14 protein-coding genes are annotated in these 15,606 nt (G+C 71.5%); 4 read left to right on the top strand and 10 right to left on the bottom strand.

From position 1 onward, the window contains the following. Nucleotides 1-23: 23 nt before the first annotated feature. The 7 genes from AC5WRT_RS10305 to AC5WRT_RS10335 form a co-directional block, all read right to left on the bottom strand. On the bottom strand, nucleotides 24-1,232 hold the full coding sequence (locus AC5WRT_RS10305) for an ABC transporter ATP-binding protein (RefSeq protein WP_496100138.1): 1,209 nt from the start codon (nucleotides 1,230-1,232) through the stop codon (nucleotides 24-26). Continuing rightward, a complete protein-coding gene (modB, locus tag AC5WRT_RS10310) occupies nucleotides 1,229-2,089 on the bottom strand; it encodes a molybdate ABC transporter permease subunit (RefSeq protein ID WP_496100139.1) in 861 nt (286 codons plus the stop codon). The genes AC5WRT_RS10305 and modB overlap by 4 nt, the downstream gene beginning before the upstream one ends. Further along, nucleotides 2,086-2,877: a molybdate ABC transporter substrate-binding protein gene (gene modA, locus AC5WRT_RS10315; RefSeq protein ID WP_496092887.1), complete on the bottom strand. Its 792-nt coding sequence runs from the start codon at nucleotides 2,875-2,877 to the stop codon at nucleotides 2,086-2,088. The genes modB and modA overlap by 4 nt, the downstream gene beginning before the upstream one ends. A 459-nt stretch (nucleotides 2,878-3,336) precedes the next feature. Then, entirely contained in the window at nucleotides 3,337-3,735 is a 399-nt protein-coding gene (locus tag AC5WRT_RS10320) for a TOBE domain-containing protein (protein ID WP_496092673.1), read from the bottom strand. Nucleotides 3,736-3,819: 84 nt separating this feature from the next. After that, nucleotides 3,820-5,775 (bottom strand): APC family permease, encoded by a 1,956-nt coding sequence (locus tag AC5WRT_RS10325; RefSeq protein ID WP_496100140.1) that lies wholly within the window; start codon nucleotides 5,773-5,775, stop codon nucleotides 3,820-3,822. Between the two features lie 267 nt (nucleotides 5,776-6,042). Next, nucleotides 6,043-6,600 (bottom strand): hypothetical protein, encoded by a 558-nt coding sequence (locus AC5WRT_RS10330; protein ID WP_496100141.1) that lies wholly within the window; start codon nucleotides 6,598-6,600, stop codon nucleotides 6,043-6,045. Between the two features lie 131 nt (nucleotides 6,601-6,731). Next, complete coding sequence (locus tag AC5WRT_RS10335) at nucleotides 6,732-7,262, bottom strand: universal stress protein (RefSeq protein ID WP_496092676.1); 531 nt, start codon at nucleotides 7,260-7,262, stop codon at nucleotides 6,732-6,734. Between the two features lie 228 nt (nucleotides 7,263-7,490). Here AC5WRT_RS10335 and AC5WRT_RS10340 point away from each other — a divergent pair, with 228 nt between their 5' ends. Continuing rightward, a complete protein-coding gene (locus AC5WRT_RS10340) occupies nucleotides 7,491-9,089 on the top strand; it encodes a glycoside hydrolase family 43 protein (RefSeq protein ID WP_496092677.1) in 1,599 nt (532 codons plus the stop codon). Nucleotides 9,090-9,226: 137 nt separating this feature from the next. Next, nucleotides 9,227-10,285 carry an endo-1,4-beta-xylanase gene (locus AC5WRT_RS10345; protein ID WP_496092678.1) on the top strand — a complete coding sequence of 353 codons (1,059 nt, stop codon included), beginning with the start codon at nucleotides 9,227-9,229 and terminating at the stop codon, nucleotides 10,283-10,285. A 97-nt stretch (nucleotides 10,286-10,382) separates the two neighbouring features. Here the strand turns inward: AC5WRT_RS10345 and AC5WRT_RS10350 are convergent, their stop codons facing one another. After that, nucleotides 10,383-10,589: a DUF5999 family protein gene (locus AC5WRT_RS10350; protein WP_030603474.1), complete on the bottom strand. Its 207-nt coding sequence runs from the start codon at nucleotides 10,587-10,589 to the stop codon at nucleotides 10,383-10,385. 278 nt (nucleotides 10,590-10,867) lie between these two features. Next, nucleotides 10,868-11,467, bottom strand: coding sequence for a hypothetical protein (locus tag AC5WRT_RS10355; RefSeq protein WP_496092679.1), 600 nt, complete (start codon nucleotides 11,465-11,467; stop codon nucleotides 10,868-10,870). A gap of 565 nt (nucleotides 11,468-12,032) precedes the next feature. Between AC5WRT_RS10355 and AC5WRT_RS10360 the strand changes: the two genes are divergently transcribed. Both AC5WRT_RS10360 and AC5WRT_RS10365 read left to right on the top strand, forming a co-directional pair. Beyond that, nucleotides 12,033-13,550: a glutamate-cysteine ligase family protein gene (locus tag AC5WRT_RS10360; protein WP_496092680.1), complete on the top strand. Its 1,518-nt coding sequence runs from the start codon at nucleotides 12,033-12,035 to the stop codon at nucleotides 13,548-13,550. Nucleotides 13,551-13,719: 169 nt separating this feature from the next. After that, nucleotides 13,720-14,520 carry a CPBP family intramembrane glutamic endopeptidase gene (locus AC5WRT_RS10365; protein WP_496092888.1) on the top strand — a complete coding sequence of 267 codons (801 nt, stop codon included), beginning with the start codon at nucleotides 13,720-13,722 and terminating at the stop codon, nucleotides 14,518-14,520. Nucleotides 14,521-14,531: 11 nt separating this feature from the next. Here the strand turns inward: AC5WRT_RS10365 and AC5WRT_RS10370 are convergent, their stop codons facing one another. After that, a complete protein-coding gene (locus AC5WRT_RS10370) occupies nucleotides 14,532-15,344 on the bottom strand; it encodes a PhzF family phenazine biosynthesis protein (RefSeq protein WP_496100142.1) in 813 nt (270 codons plus the stop codon). Between the last annotated feature and the right edge of the window lie 262 nt (nucleotides 15,345-15,606).

The following is a 15,606-nucleotide window of genomic DNA, read 5'->3' on the forward strand; positions in this document are numbered from 1 at the left end:
CTCACGGTAGAGCGCCCGCCCGTTCAGGCCGGGTACGCGTGCGTCTGCGTCGCTTTGACCGTCGCCCAGACAGCAGACCCCGGGTGCAGGTCGAGGTCGGCCGCGGCCACCGCGGTGAGATCGGCGGCGAGAGCAAGTTCGCCCGCGAGGTCGGCGCGGATCTGGTCACCGTGCGTCTCCAGGCCCGCCACCTCGCAGCGCCAGAGGTTACGTGCGCTGGCACCGGTGGGCCGGTCCCGGAACAGGGTGACGGCGGACGGCGGGAACGCCACGAAGGCCGGACCGGACAGCTCCTCGGTGGTCGTGATGGCGGGTCCGGCGTCGAGCCGTACGGTGTGGCCGTCGGCCCGGCCGCGGTAGAGGTTGAGGCCGACGAGCTGGGCGATGTAGTCGGTGCGCGGACGACGGGCGATGTCAGCGGGAGGGCCCTCCTGGACGATGCGGCCGTACTCGAGGACGACCAGCCGGTCCGCGAGCACCATCGCGTCCAGCGGGTCGTGCGTGACCAGGACGGCCACGGCCTCGAACTCGGCCAGGTGTCGGCGTAGTTGGGCGCGGACCTCCAGACGGGTGCGGGCGTCCAGCGCGGCCAGCGGCTCGTCCAGGAGCAGCAGCCGGGGGTGGGTGGCCAGGGCGCGGGCGAGCGCCACGCGCTGGGCCTGTCCGCCCGAGAGGCGGCGGGGCTTGGCGCCCGCGTGGGCGGTGAGGCCCATGCGGTCCAGCCAGGCCGCCGCCTGGGCGCGGGCCTCCGCCTTGCTCGCGCCGTGGCAGCGGGGGCCGAAGGCGACGTTGTCCAGGGCGGACAGGTGGGGGAAGAGCAGGTAGTCCTGGAAGACGACGCCGACCGGGCGTGACTCCGGGGGAGTGCGGTCCAGATCGGTGCCGTCCAGGAGCAGGTGGCCGGCAGTGAGCGGGGTGAGGCCGGCGAGGGCGCGCAGGGCAGTGGTCTTGCCGGCGCCGTTGGGGCCGAGGAGGGCGACGACGTCACCGGGGGCGGCGCTGAGGGCGATGTCCAGACGGAAGCCGCTGCGGTCCACCAGGAGACGGGCGTCCAGGCCGTGCGCGGGCGGGTGCGGGCGTGTGGCGGGGCCCCGACCTTCGGCCGGGTTCGGATCCCCACCCGCACCCTCCGTGCGGCCCTCGTCTTCGGCTCCGGGTGCCGCCGGGCGTGCTGCGGTCTCACCGGTGTCAGCGGCCACGGCGTCTGACCGCGCGGGACGGGCGTTCGTCATGATGAGATCATCCAGCGGTCTCGCAGGCCTGCCAGTACCGCGATCGAGACCGTCAGCAGGACCAGGCTGAGGGCGATCGCGGCATCGGGGTCGTCCTGCAGGGCGAGGTAGACCGCGAGCGGCATGGTCTGGGTGCGGCCGGGGAAGTTGCCCGCGAAGGTGATCGTCGCGCCGAACTCACCGAGCGCGCGCGCCCAGGCGAGGACCGCGCCCGCCGCGACGCCGGGCGCGATCAGTGGCAGGGTCACCCGGCGGAACGCGGTGAAGCGGGACGCGCCCAGCGTGGTCGCCGCCTCCTCGTACCGGGGGTCGGCGGCGCGGAGGGTGCCCTCGACGCTGATGACCAGGAACGGCATCGCGACGAACGCCTCCGCGAGCACGACCCCGGTGGTGGTGAACGGCAGTGTGATCCCGAACCAGGCGTCCAGCAGCCGGCCGACCACCCCGTTACGGCCGAGGGCGAGGAGCAGGGCCACACCGCCGACCACCGGTGGCAGGACCAGGGGCAGCGTCACCAGGGCCCGTACGAAACCGCGGCCGGGGAACTGAGTGCGGGCCAGCAGCCAGGCCAGCGGCACGCCCAGGACGAGGCTGACGGCCGTCGCCGCCGTGGCGCTGACCAGCGACAGCTGGAGCGCCTGCCACACTTCGGCGCTGGACAGCTGCTCCGGCAGGCCGCGCCAGGGCGCGCGGACGAGCAGCGCGAGAAGCGGCACCAGCAGGAACGCCAGCGCCAGCAGGCCCGGCAGCAGCAGCGGCAACGGCACCCCCCGCCGGCCCCCCGCGCCGCCGCGGCGGCGCCGCGGCCGGCTCGTGCGCGGGCCGGTTGCGGCGCCGGGTTCGAGAAGCGAGGTCACGGCCTGAGGAATCCGGTCTCGCCGAGCACCCTCTGGCCCTCCGCGGAGCGCACGAGGGCGATGAACGCCTTGGCGGCCGCGACGTTCGGCGCGTTCTTCAGCGGGACGATCGGATAGTCGTTGACGGCCTCGGCGGACTCGGGGAACTCCACGCCCGCCACCTTGCCACCCGCGGACCTCACATCGGTCCTGTAGACGACCGCGGCGTCCGCCTCCTTCAGCTCCACCTTGTTCAGGGCGGCCTTGACGTCCTGCTCGTAGGAGACCGGGGTGAGCTTGAGCCCGGCGGCGTCCAGGGCCTTCTGGGCGGCGGCGCCGCACGGCACGTCCCTGTCGCACAGGACGACCTTGAGGCCGGACCTGGTGAGGTCCTTCAGGGAGGCCACCTTGTGCGGGTTGCCCGGCAGGGTGGCGATCTCCAGCTGGTTCCGCGCGAAGGTGGCCGGGGTGCCGGCTGCGTCCTTCTTGCCCGTCACGAGTGCCATGGTCCTGGAGCTGGCGGCGGCGAAGACGTCAGCCGGGGCACCGCCGGTGATGCCGGCGGCGAGCGTGTCGCTGCCGCCGAAGCTGAAGCTGACCTTGGTGCCGGGGTGCTCCTTCTCGAACTCCTTGCCCAGGGTCGTGAAGCTCTCCTTCAGGGAGGCGGCGGCGAACACGGTGACGTTGCCGGACAGCTTCGGGGAGGCGGCGTCCGACGCGCCCGACGTCGTGTCCTTCGCGTCCGAGGATGAGGAGCAGGCGCTGAGGGCCATGAGGGCGGCGGCTCCCGCACCGGCCAGCTGCAGCATCCGCGGGGTCCGGCGCGCGGAAGGGGTCTTCACGGTTCTACTCCTCGCGTTCTGCGGAACAACGGTCGCGCCCTGTCCCGGCCGGAGAGACCGGCCGTTCGGTGATGATACTCCCGCATCTGCCAGGCATAAGTCTGCTGTTCCCTCGCATGAGCCGCGAACTTGTGATGTGGGGCTCGCATGTGCGTTGGTACGGGACGGGCCGGTTGCCGCGCTGGACGCGCTCGCAGATGACGCTCGCCCGGCTCATGGAGCCCCAGCGCTCAGCCGGCCCGCGGCAGTACGACGTCCGCACCGACGCGGGACCCGGTGTCACCCGCGGATCGAGCCGTCGCGCGACCGTCGCCGTGATCCCGCAGGACCCGTGCCGGGCCCGGCACGGGTCCTGCGGAAGCACCGGCTCGGAGACGGCCGTGGCCGGCAGGGTGTCGTCGACGGGGGATGCCCAGCAGGACGGGGTCAGACCCGGTCGACGTGCACGTTGGTGGACTTCACGCGCGCGGTGGCCTCCATGCCGACCTCCAGGCCCAGTTCCTCGACGGCCTCGCGGGTCAGCAGCGAGACCAGCCGGTGCGGGCCGGCCTGGATCTCCACCTGGGCGGCGACGTCACCGAGCTTGATCGCCGTGACGATCCCGGGGAAGGCGTTGCGGACGGAGGTGTAGGAGGTTTCCTCCTCGCCGCCGCCGCCCGCCTTCGCCAGTTCGACCGAGAACGCGGCCAGGTCCCTGCCGTCGATGAGCCGCCGTCCGGCCTCGTCGCGATGGGTCGCCACCCGGCCCGCGTCGGCCCAGCGGCGGGCGGTGTCGGGGCTCACGCCGAGCAGCCGAGCCGCCTGGCCGATCGTGTAGGACTGCATGCCGGCCACGATAGGTCCACGGCAGGCGAACCGTGGACGGGGCCGGCTTCGGTGACCCGGCGACTGCTCCGAGGTCCGCCGCTCTCACCCGGTGTGCACCCGGGGACGGCGTTCCCGGTCCGGCTCCGCCTCGCGCAGGACCTCACGGGTGACCGGGGCGACCTCGCCCTGGCCGAAGAGGAAGAAGCGCAGGAAGTTGGCGAAGGGGTTGCCCTCGGTCCACTCGAAGTAGATGTGAGGGGTGCAGTCCGTCATGTCCCGGGCGTGCAGGAGGAGGGCCGCCAGGGCGTTGGAGATGGAGGAGTGCTCCAGAGTGAGCACGCGGTAGCGCTCGTGCAGGACCTCGCCGCGCACGGTCATGCTCGCCTCGAACTCGGAGGGATCGGTGATCTTGACCTCGACGAAGACGAAGTCCTCCTGCTCGGGCATGTCGTTGTCGGCCCGGATCTGCTCGATCTTGTCGCGGTACTCGGCCTTGTCCCGGTGGCCGGGCTCGTTCGCGATGAAACGCATCTTCCGGCTGGCCATGTCCCGGATGAATCGTTCCGCCATGGGGTCGAGCGTCACGGTGGTCACCCGGAGTTCGAAGGCGCGGGCCAGTCGGGACAGGAACGAGACCAGGATGATGCCCGCGATGAAGCAGGCGCCGATCTTCACACCGTCCGGACGCTCGATGACGTTGACGACGGTCGTGTAGAGGAACACCGCGGCGATCACGCCGAACCCGATCGCCCACTTGCGCTGCCCCGCCTTGCGCGCGGCGATGGTCACCGCGATCGCGGCCGAGCTGATCAGCACCAGCACACCGGTGGCGTACGCACCGCCCTGCTTGTCGACATTGGCGTCGAAGATCCAGGTCACCAGGAAGGCGATCAGAGTGAAGACGATGACCATGGGCCGGACCGCGCGGGCCCAGTGCGGGGCCATGCCGTAGCGCGGCAGGTAGCGCGGCATGAGGTTCAGCAGGCCGGCCATCGCGGAGGCACCGGCGAACCAGAGGATGGCGATGGTCGAGATGTCGTAGACCGTGCCGAAGACGCCGCCGAGGTACTGGTGCGCGAGGTAGGCGAGGGCACGGCCGTTGGCCGGACCGCCCGCCTTGAAGTCGTTCGCAGGGATCAGCAGGGTGGTGATGAAGCTGGTGGTGATCAGGAAGCCGCTCATGATGAGCGCGGCGGTCGTGAGCAGCTTCTTGGCGTCCCGGATCCGGCCGGTCGGCTTCTCCTCGGTGTCCCCGGGATCGCCCTGCACATGGGGCATGACGGCGACACCGGTCTCGAACCCGGACAGACCGAGGGCCAGCTTCGGGAAGACGATCAGAGCCACGCCGACCATCACGAACACGTTCCCGTGTTCCGCCGTCAGGGCGTTGGTCCAGTCGGTGACCACATGCCCGGCGGTGACGACGTGCCAGAGGCCGACGAACACGACGACCAGGTTGAGCCCGAGGTAGATGCCGACCAGGGCGACCGCCACACCGATCGCCTCCAGGAAGCCCTTGAGGAACACCGCGCCGAGCAGCGCCACGAGGAACAGCGTGATCATCATCTGGTGGCCGTGCAGGGCGCCGGTCAGGTGCGGGTTCTCCACCAGGTGGGTGGAGGCGTCGGCGGCCGACAGGGTGATGGTGATCAGGAAGTCGGTGGCCGCGAAGCCCAGCAGCGTCAGGACGAACAGCTTGCCCTTCCAGAACGACAGCAGGCGCTCCAGCATGGCGATGGAGCCCTCGCCGTGCGGGCTCTCCTCGGCCACCCGCCGGTAGACGGGCAGGGCGCCGACGAGGGTGACCAGGACCAGCACGACGGTCGCGACCGGGGACAGCAGACCGGCCGCCAGGGCCGCGATGCCCGGCTGGTATCCGAGGGTCGAGAAATAGTCGACGCCGGTCAGGCACATGACCCGGTACCAGCGCTGTCCCTTGTGCGGAGGTTCGGGTACGGCGTGCGGTCCGGTGTGGCCACCGCCCTTGCCCATGTCGGACAGGCCCTCCAGCATCCAGTTGCGCAAGCGACTGGGAGGGGGGTGCTCGGTCGTGGCCATCGGGGGGCTCTCCTGTGTGGGCTCAGCTCTGTTCCGGCCATCACGCGGACGGCGGCACCAGCGTATGCGGAGAGTGACGCCCGGGCCCATGGATCCTGGCCCCGGGGCCGTCAATCTTGCGTCAAGAATGGCGTGCGAGCGGCAGAGCCGCATCAAGAAGGGAGGCAGGAGGCGCTCGCCGGTGGTACGGCCGCGGTGTCCGCCGGTGGCGCCGCCGTTGCGTCGTCGACCACCGAGCGTCATGGCGCGGGCCTCGGACGAGCCGCCTCAGCGCAGACCGGAGGCGCGGAACACCGCCCGGGCCGTCTCGCTGTCGAGGCGGCGGGCGAGGCGGTGCAGGGCGGTCGTGCCGCAGACCAGGGTGCCGGCCGCCTCGGAGATCCGGGCGCCCTCGTCGACCAGGTGCCACAGCGCGGGGTTGCGGATCAGGACCTCCGGGTCGATCTCGATCCGGTTCCCGAGGGTGTCGCGCAGGAGCAGGCGTTGGGCCACACCCTCCAGCGGGCGTACCGCGACCAGCAGATCGGTGCGGACCCTGCGGGTGCGCAGCAGCCGGTGGGTGGCCAGCCAGCCCGCGCCGGCCGAGACCCGTACCGGGAACAGCACGAGGAACAGCAGCAGGGCGATGCCCGCCCACAGGGCACCGCGCCACCAGGTGAGGGTGCCGGACGCCAGGTCGATGAGCAGCAGCAGCGTCAGCAGCGCTCCGGCACAGCGGATCGACGTACGCACGGCAGCCACCCAGTCACGGTCGTACACGGCGGCGACGACACCGGTCGGGCACGAGCCGGTGCGCCGGGTGTGGGTGCCGTCTCGGTGCCTCATGACGTAGACGGTAGACAGTTCCCGCCCCCGCCGGGGCGCGCCTTGACGGCGCCCTGACGGCGGGGGCGCGGTTCTTGACGCGACGGCAGCGCGGCCGGCGTGCGGTACTGCCGGGGCGCACCGCACCCTCCTCACAGCCCTCGGATGTCCATGCGCAGATGCCAGGTGTTGCGCCGGTGGACGGACAGCAGTTGCGACTCCAGGGGGGACGGTGGTACGGCGAGCACCGGGCAGACGGCATGCGCCAGGCAGTGCCGGGAGACGCGGCCCGAGAAGGCACGCTGCAGACCGCGTCGGCCCGCGCCCACGACCAGGACGTCGTCCTCCCGGTCCGCGGTCGCCACCAGCGCCGGGCCCGGAGCGCCGCGTACCACGACCGCGTGCATCCGCACACCGGGGGAGTTCCCGCCGAAGATCTCCTCCAGCACCGCGGCCAGCCGCTGCCGGGCCAGCCGCTGCCAGTCCTCGACGAGCAGACCGGCGGCGGGGGAGCGGCGCGCGGCCGGGTCACCCCCCGGCGGCTCCCAGGCCAGCACCGGCCACAGTTCGGCTCCCAGCCGGCAGGCCAGCGCGGTGGCCCGTCGCAGGGCCGTGACGCTGCCCAGCGAGCCGCTCACACCGACCACCACCCGGGGGGCCGCCGAGGCGTCGAAACCGGACATCACTCCACCGTTCCTCGCGGGCGACGCCGGGGCGTCCCGCGCGCGGACGTGCCCGCCCTGCAAGGCCCTTGCTTCCTTCCATCCCACTCCCGTACCGGCGATTCGACCAGTCGGGCGAACGGTGTCTTCTTCAACGATTTCCGGCACCGATCTCCGTCCCTCGGCGATCGGCAACTCACCGCTAGGATTCGATGTCGAAATCGAAAATTTCGAGCTGGGAGGCCAGTCATGCGGACCTACGGCAACCCCGTCCTCCCCGGATTCCACCCCGACCCGAGCGTGTGCCGGGTGGGGGACGACTACTACCTGGTGTGCTCCAGCTTCGAGTACTTCCCCGGCGTGCCGATCTTCCACAGCCGTGACCTGGTGCACTGGCGCCAGATCGGCAACGTCCTCGACCGTCCGGGCCAGTTGGCGCTGCCCGACGACACGCCGGCCTCCGGCGGCGTCTACGCCCCGACGATCCGGTACCACGACGGGCTCTTCCACGTCATCACCACGAGCGTCGGCGCCGGGGGCACCTTCCTCGTCACCGCCGAGCGTCCCGAGGGGCCCTGGTCGGACCCGGTGTGGATCGACCTGCCCGGCATCGACCCGGACCTGGCCTGGGACGAGGACGGTTCCTGCTGGTGCGCCATGGCCGGGGTCACCGTGGCCCGGATCGATCCGCGCACCGGGGAGGTGCTCGAAGGCCCGCTGCCGATGTGGTCCGGCACCGGCCTGAGGGACCCCGAGGCACCACATCTGTACCGCATCGGCGAGTGGTGGTACCTGCTGCTCGCCGAGGGCGGGACCGCCCTGGGACACGGTGTGTCCGCCGCACGCGCCCGCTCCCCGCGCGGCCCTTGGGAACCGGCGCCCGGCAACCCGCTGCTGTCCCACCGCGGTGCGGGCTCGCCGATCCAGTGCACGGGCCATGCCGACCTGGTCCAGGCGGCCGACGGCACCTGGTGGATGGTGCTCCTCGGCACCCGGCCGCGCGGCTACTTCCCGGAGTTCCACGTCCTCGGCCGGGAGACCTTCCTGGTGCCGGTGGAGTGGGCCGACGGCTGGCCCCGGGTGGGCCACGTGCGCGAGCGGCATACCGCACCGACCGCCTGGGCCCCGTTCGTACTGCCCCCGGCGCGCGACGACTTCGCCTCCCCGGTGCTGGCGCCGCACTGGATAACGCCGCGCCGCAGGCCCGAGGGGTGCTGGTCGCTCACGGAGCGGCCCGGCCGGCTCACGCTGACCGCCACCGGGGGCAGCCTCGACCGCCCCGGGCACACCTTCGTCGGCCGCCGCCAGCAGCACCTCGACTGCATCGCCGCCGCACGCCTGGAGGCCGGTACGGGCCGGGCCGGGCTGTCCGTCCGCCTGGACGAGGAGCACCACTACGACCTGGAGGTGGCCGACTCGGAGCCCGCCGCTGACGACGTGCCCGCAGCAGGCACGGGAAACGGCCGCGCGGTCGACCCGGGGAACGGCCGGCGGACAGGCGGTGGTGACGGCCCGCGCCCCGGCACGCGCACCGCGGCCGTGGTCGCCCGGATCGGTCCGCTGCGGCAGCGCGTCGCCGAACTCCCGTTGCCCGCGGGCCCGGTCATCTTGGCCGTCGACATCCGGGAGACCCGGAGCCCCGGACCCGGGAGCGGTCCCGACACCCTCGTCTTCTCCGTCGGAACGGCGGAGGGATCCGTTCAACTGGCCGGACTGGACGGCCGTTATCTGTCCACTCAGGTGGCCACCGGATTCACCGGCCGTGTCATCGGGATGTACGTCACCGAGGGCAGCGCCGTCTTCGACTGGTTCGACTACGCGCCCACGACCTCCCGCACGACACCTTGACGCCTCCGATGCGCCTTCCTAGAGTCGCCGCTCGGAACGTTCGGTCGCTCAATCGAATGTTTCGAACGAGCTCTGTCGGCTTCTGCGCGTCGGCGCGGTAAAGGCCGACCACCTTCTGGAAAGTCAGGAGTCGCACCATGCCCGGAAAGAGCACGCGTCTCGGAGCCGCCGGTGCCCTGGCGGCCGCCCTGGTGGCCGCCGGTGTCGCCACCGGCCCCGCCGCGCAGGCCGCGCCGGCCCATGCACGGCAGCCGACCCTCGCCGACCTGGCCGAGCGCCACGGACGGTACTTCGGCAGCGCCACCGACAACCCCGAACTCACCGACAGCGCCTACACGAAGATCCTCGGCAGCGAGTTCGACATGATCACGCCCGGCAACGGCATGAAGTGGTACGCCACCGAGCCGCAGCAAGGAGTCTTCGACTGGACCAACGGCGACCAGATCGTCGACCTGGCCCGCAAGAACCACCAGAAGGTCCGCGCTCACACCCTCGTCTGGCACAGCCAGCTGCCCGACTGGCTCACCTCGAAGCAGTGGACCGCGAGCGCACTGCGGGCCGTGCTGAAGAAGCACATCACCACGGAGGTACGGCACTACCGGGGCGAGGTCTACTCCTGGGACGTCGTCAACGAGGCCTTCAACGAGGACGGCACCTATCGCGAGACCCTCTGGTACAAGACTCTCGGCCCCGGCTACATCGCCGACGCGCTGCGCTGGGCCCACGAGGCCGACCCGCACGCGAAGCTCTACCTGAACGACTACAACATCGAGGCGGTCGGGCCGAAGAGCGACGCCTACTACGCGCTGGCCAAGGACCTCAAGGCGAAGGGCGTGCCGCTCGACGGCATCGGCTTCCAGACCCATCTGGCGCTGCAGTACGGCTATCCCACCACCATCGCGGACAACCTGCGCCGCTTCACCGGCCTGGGCCTGGACACCGCCCTCACCGAGGTCGACATCCGGATGCAGCTGCCCGCGACCGCCGACAAGCTGGCCGAGCAGGCGAGCTGGTACGCGAATCTGACGAAGGCCTGTCTGAGCGTTCGCCGTTGCGTCGGTATCACCATCTGGGACTTCACCGACAAGTACTCCTGGATCCCGGGCGTCTTCGCGGGCGAGGGCGCGGCCCTGCCCTGGGACGAGCAACTGAACCCCAAGCCGGCGTACCAGGCGCTGCGCGAGGCGCTGCGATAGCACCCGGCTACCGACGGTAGCTGCCCCCGGACACACCTCGGGGCCGGTTCGCACCGGATGCGTGCGGCCGGCCCCTCTTGTCCTTCTCGTGCTCCGCTCAGGCGGCCGTCATCACCTGCTCCGCACCGAGCGGGCGGTGCGGAGCGATGATCCGGCCGTCGGGCAGCAGCTCACCGGTGTCCTCGAAGAGGAGGACGCCGTTGCACAGCAGACTCCATCCCTGCTCCGGGTGGTGCGCCACGAGACGGGCGGACTCCCGGTCGGCGGATTCGGCTGGCGGACACGGCGGCTGGTGCTGGCACATGGGTGGGATCTCTCGCTCTGTCGTGGTCATGGCCGTCCCCCGTGGTGATAAGTCGGTCGGAACCCAGTGTTGCCCTCTCGGCGTCGTTCCGCAGGGATTTCGCAGCACCGCTTCTCACAGGTTCATGACGCGTCACCCGCGCGGACGGTTCAGTCCAAGTGCCCTGTCATTTAGGGTGGTTCTCGGTGGCCGGAACGGGCTAGTCAGCGCAGCCCAGGGCCACTGACATGGACGTACCCCGCCGCCCTCGCGGGCAAGCGGGGCACGCGGCCGCTCGGTCAGGCGGGTGAACCGAGCACGGGCGGCCCGAGCAGCGGTACCGGGGTCGCGCGATGGGTCAGTACCGGAAGCAGCTCGGTGACCCGGAACGGGCGGTGCGCCGGTATGCCGGGCGGGGCCGGTGCGAGCGGCACGAGCAGATCGGTGTCGGCCGGGTGGCCCGCCCCACCGTCGGCGGTGATGTCGCCGTGCAGCCACAGGGTGAGCATGTACAGGCCGGGCACGGACAGCAGACGCGCCTGAAACGGCTGGGGCAGCGCCTCCGCCTGGTGCAGGGCGCGCTCGGTGGACGGGACGTACGGGCCCTCGAAGAAGTGCGAGAAGGCCCAGCCGTCGGGGGTGAGCATCGTCTCGGCCGCGGCCACCGCCCGGTCGCCGCAGCGGATCAGGAAGCGCCAGCCGGCCAGCCGGGTCGCGGACAGGCCCTGTGCGGTGATCCGGTCCAGTACGTGCACGGGCAGCGGCAGTTCGGGTGTCGTCGGCCCCTGCGCGGCGCGCAGGGAGGGGGTGCGGGCCTCACGGACCGCGGTGGGAGAACCGAGAGCGGTGAGGACGGAACGCAGGGCAGGCGCGGGGGCAGGGGGCACGTGCAGCGGCATGTGGGTCGCCTCTCGTTCGACAGGCGCGGCGGCGCGAGGAGGGTGGGGCGGACGGCGCTGTCTGCTCACGCAAGGCCGGAAGGGTGGAGGCCCGGTCGGTGAACATGGGTGCGGCTCGGCCTGCCGCCCGTCGTCGGGACGGCCTGGACACGGCAGGAGCCAGGACCGAGGCGTCAGCCTTCCGCCTTGTGGGCGAAGTTTATATGACGCGTGTTCGGCCGTTGTTTCGTCTAACTCGTTCGGGGAAGTCGCGCAAGGCGGTAATAAGCCGACGATTTGCGGGAGTTCTTCCGATTTCCGGACCGCCGTCCTGCCGCTGACCTCGCAATACGCGCCGGCAGCGGTCGGCTGGATGTCGTCGGCGTTTTTCACGAGGTGATGGGGGCACCCGGTGGTCCATCCGACCCATGCCCCGTGAATGTGCCGCGGGGAACATTCCGACAGAGTAGCGGCTGCCGGGCTCGCGCGGGGCGTTATGGATCGCTTCCGCTGGGCATCATCCCCCCTGCACCCGGGAGCCAGGCGGCCGGTTCGTCGGCCCGCTCATCCGAGGAAGGACACTTCGATGGGGGAGAAGGTCGTGGCGGGGCAGTTCGACCTGTCCGATCGCCAGCGCTACCGCGAAAAGCTCCAGAAGTGCCTTGCGGGACTGGAGCGGCTGCTGCGGGAGAAGCGATTCGACCGCCCCAAGAACCTCATGGGGGTCGAGATCGAATTGAATCTCGCCGGGTCCGACGGCATGCCGAAAATGTTGAACGGGCAGGTACTGGAGCGGATCGCGAGCCGTGATTTCCAAACGGAACTCGCCATGTTCAACCTGGAAGTCAACATCGCCCCGCACCGATTGGGCGGACGGGTATTCGACCGGCTCGCGGAGGAACTGCGCACCTCGCTCGCCTACGCCGACCGCAAGGCGGGCGAAGTGGATGCCGGCATCGTCATGATCGGCATCCTGCCCACCCTCGACCGCGACGACCTGGTCTCCTCTAACCTCTCCGAGGTCGACCGCTACACCTTGCTCAACGATCAGATCGTGGCCGCGCGGGGTGAGGACTTCCGGCTCGACATCGAGGGCGTGGAGCACCTCGTGTGCACCTCCAAGTCGATCGTCCCGGAGGCGGCGTGCACCTCCGTGCAGCTGCACCTCCAGGTCACCCCGGCCCGGTTCGCGGACGTGTGGAACGCGGCGCAGGCGGCGACGGCCGCGCAGATCGCCGTCGGCGCCAACTCTCCGTTCCTGTTCGGTCACGAGCTGTGGCGGGAGTCCCGGCCCCCACTGTTCCTGCAGTCCACCGACACCCGCCCGCCCGAGCTCCAGGCGCAGGGCGTACGGCCGCGCACCTGGTTCGGCGAGCGGTGGATCAGCTCCGCGTACGACCTGTTCGAGGAGAACCTGCGTTACTTCCCGGCGCTGCTGCCGATCTGCGACGACGAGGAACCGCTGGAGGTCGTCGGGGCGGGCGGCACACCGAGGCTCGCCGAACTCGTGCTGCACAACGGCACGATCTACCGCTGGAACCGGCCGGTGTACGGCATCGCCGACGGCGTGCCCCACCTCAGGGTGGAGAACCGTGTGCTGCCGGCCGGGCCGACCATCACCGATGTGATCTCCAACGCGGCCTTCTACTACGGCCTGGTCCGCGCTCTCGCCGAGGAGTCCCGGCCGGTGTGGACCCGGCTGCCCTTCGCCGCGGCCGAGGCCAACTTCGACGCCGCGTGCCGGTACGGCATCGACGCGCGGTTCGTGTGGCCCCGGAGGGGACGGTACGGCGGTACCGGCGAGGTCGACGCGGTCGGCCTGGTCCGCGACGAGCTGCTGCCGCTCGCCTCGGCCGGGCTGGACGCATGGGGTGTGGAGCCGGCCGACCGGGACCTCTACCTCGGCGTCATCGAGGAGCGCTGCCGGCGCCGGGTGAACGGTGCGTCGTGGCAGGCGGCCACCTTCCACCGTTGCCTCGAACAGGGCATGACCCGCGAGGCGGCCCTCGCGGCCACGACGCGGCGCTATGCCGAGCTGATGCATGTGGGCGAGCCGGTGCACACGTGGCCGGTGGGGCTGCCGGAGCCGGTGCCGCTGGGGTGAGCCGGAGCCGCGCGGTCCGAGCGTCGTACCCACCGCCGGCCCGAGCCCTCGCGGCGGGAGGCGCGCGGCGTCGTGAGGTGCGGTGCCCTGTACGCCGTCCTCATGTCTCCTTCTGCGATCCTTGCCAGCAGAGGTGGGCCCGAGGTCCATGAGCCGGACGGAGGCAGGGGTGCAGGTGGAGGCTGAGTCGGTGGCCGAATCCGGGGCGCGGCGGCGCGACCCGCGGCGGATCCTGCGGGACGAGACGCTGCTCGTCCTGGCCCTGTCGCTGGGCGCGAGCGGGGTCTCCGCGCTGATCAGCTTCGTCGGCGCGGTCACCAAGCCGGGCGGTCTGAAGGACCAGGCGGCCACCCTCAACGCGTCGGCCGCCCCCGGCCGCCCCTGGCTCGACCTGGCCTGGCAGCTGTTCGGCATCGCCACCGCGCTGGTCCCCGTCGCGCTCGTCGCCCATCTGCTCCTGCGCGAGGGCGGCAGCCTGCGCACGCTCGGCTTCGACCGCACCCGGCCCTGGCCCGACCTGGCCCGCGGCGCCGCGATCGCGGCCGTGATCGGCAGCACCGGCATCGCCTTCTACCTCGCCGCCCGCGGCCTCGGCTTCAACCTCACGGTCGTGCCCGAGGCGCTGCCGGACGTGTGGTGGAAGTTCCCGGTGCTGATCCTGTCGGCGATGCAGAACGCGATCCTCGAAGAGGTCATCGTCGTCGGCTACCTGCTGCGCAGGCTCGGCCAGTTGGGCTGGGCCCCGGGGAGCGCACTGGTCGCCAGCGCGGTTCTGCGCGGCTCGTACCACCTCTACCAGGGTGTCGGCGGTTTCCTCGGCAACATGGTCATGGGCGTGGTGTTCGTGTACCTGTACCGTCGCTGGGGCCGGGTCGGTCCGCTGGTCGTCGCCCACTCGCTGCTCGACATCGGCGCGTTCGTCGGCTACGCCCTCCTCGCGGGCAGGGTGGGCTGGCTGCCGACGGCCTGACGACCGGGCCCTCAGGCCCGCAGTTCCCCCTCGATGACCGTGACCGCGCGGCCGGTGAGCAGGGTGCGTTCACCCCGCAGGGCGGTGCGGACCAGGCCGGTGCGGCGGGAGGCCTGGAGCCCCGTGAGGTCGCCCTGTCCGAGGCGCGCGGACCAGTGCGGGGCGAGCGCGGTGTGGGCGCTGCCGGTGACCGGGTCCTCGTCGATGCCGACGTTCGGGAAGAAGCAGCGGGAGACGAAGTCGTAGCCCCGGGACGCGTCGTCGGCGCGTGCGGTGGCGATGATGCCGCGCGCGGAGAAGGCGCCGAGCGACTTGTGGTCAGGCGCGAGGCCCAGGACCGTCTTCTCGTCGGCCAGTTCCAGCAGCAGGTCGCCGACGTCGGGGCCGGTGTCGAACGCGGCGACCGGCTGTGCGCCGAGCGCCTCGGCGACACCCGGCGGGATCTCGGCCGGGGTGAGCGGGGCCGTCGGGAAGTCGAGTGTGATGGAGCCGTCCGGGGCGGGCGTGGCGATGAGCACGCCGCTGCGGGTGGCGAACCGCACCGTGCCCTCGTGGGCGCCGGTGGTGTGCAGCACATGGGCGGTGGCGAGCGTGGCGTGCCCGCACAGCGCGACCTCGGCGACGGGCGTGAACCAGCGCAGCGCCCAGTCCGCCTCGCCGCCCTCGGGCAGGCGGTGGGCGAACGCCGTCTCGGCGTGGTTGACCTCCATGGCGACGTTCTGGAGCCAGTCGTCGTCCGGGAAGACGTCGTCCAGGAGCAGGACTCCGGCCGGGTTGCCGGCGAAGGGGCGGTCGGTGAAGGCGTCCACGATTCGCATGCGCATGACGGCGACGCTAGCGCCGCTGCCGAGGTCCACCCAAGGCCAATTCACGACCTCTGGCACGTTTTCCGCACGGCGGCGCCACCCGACCGTGCCCGGGCCAGTCGGGTCGGCGGGGCGGTCCGGCACCTCGGGTTCGCCGAGCGCCCACGGGACCCGCTGTCGGGAAGGGGCTTGTCAGGCGATCGTTGCCGATATATCGTCGAGATATCGCGTACGATACGCGATGCAGACGTGACGGATCATCGATGGAATGGAGTGATCG

This window comes from Streptomyces sp. NTD91 (assembly GCF_059510455.1).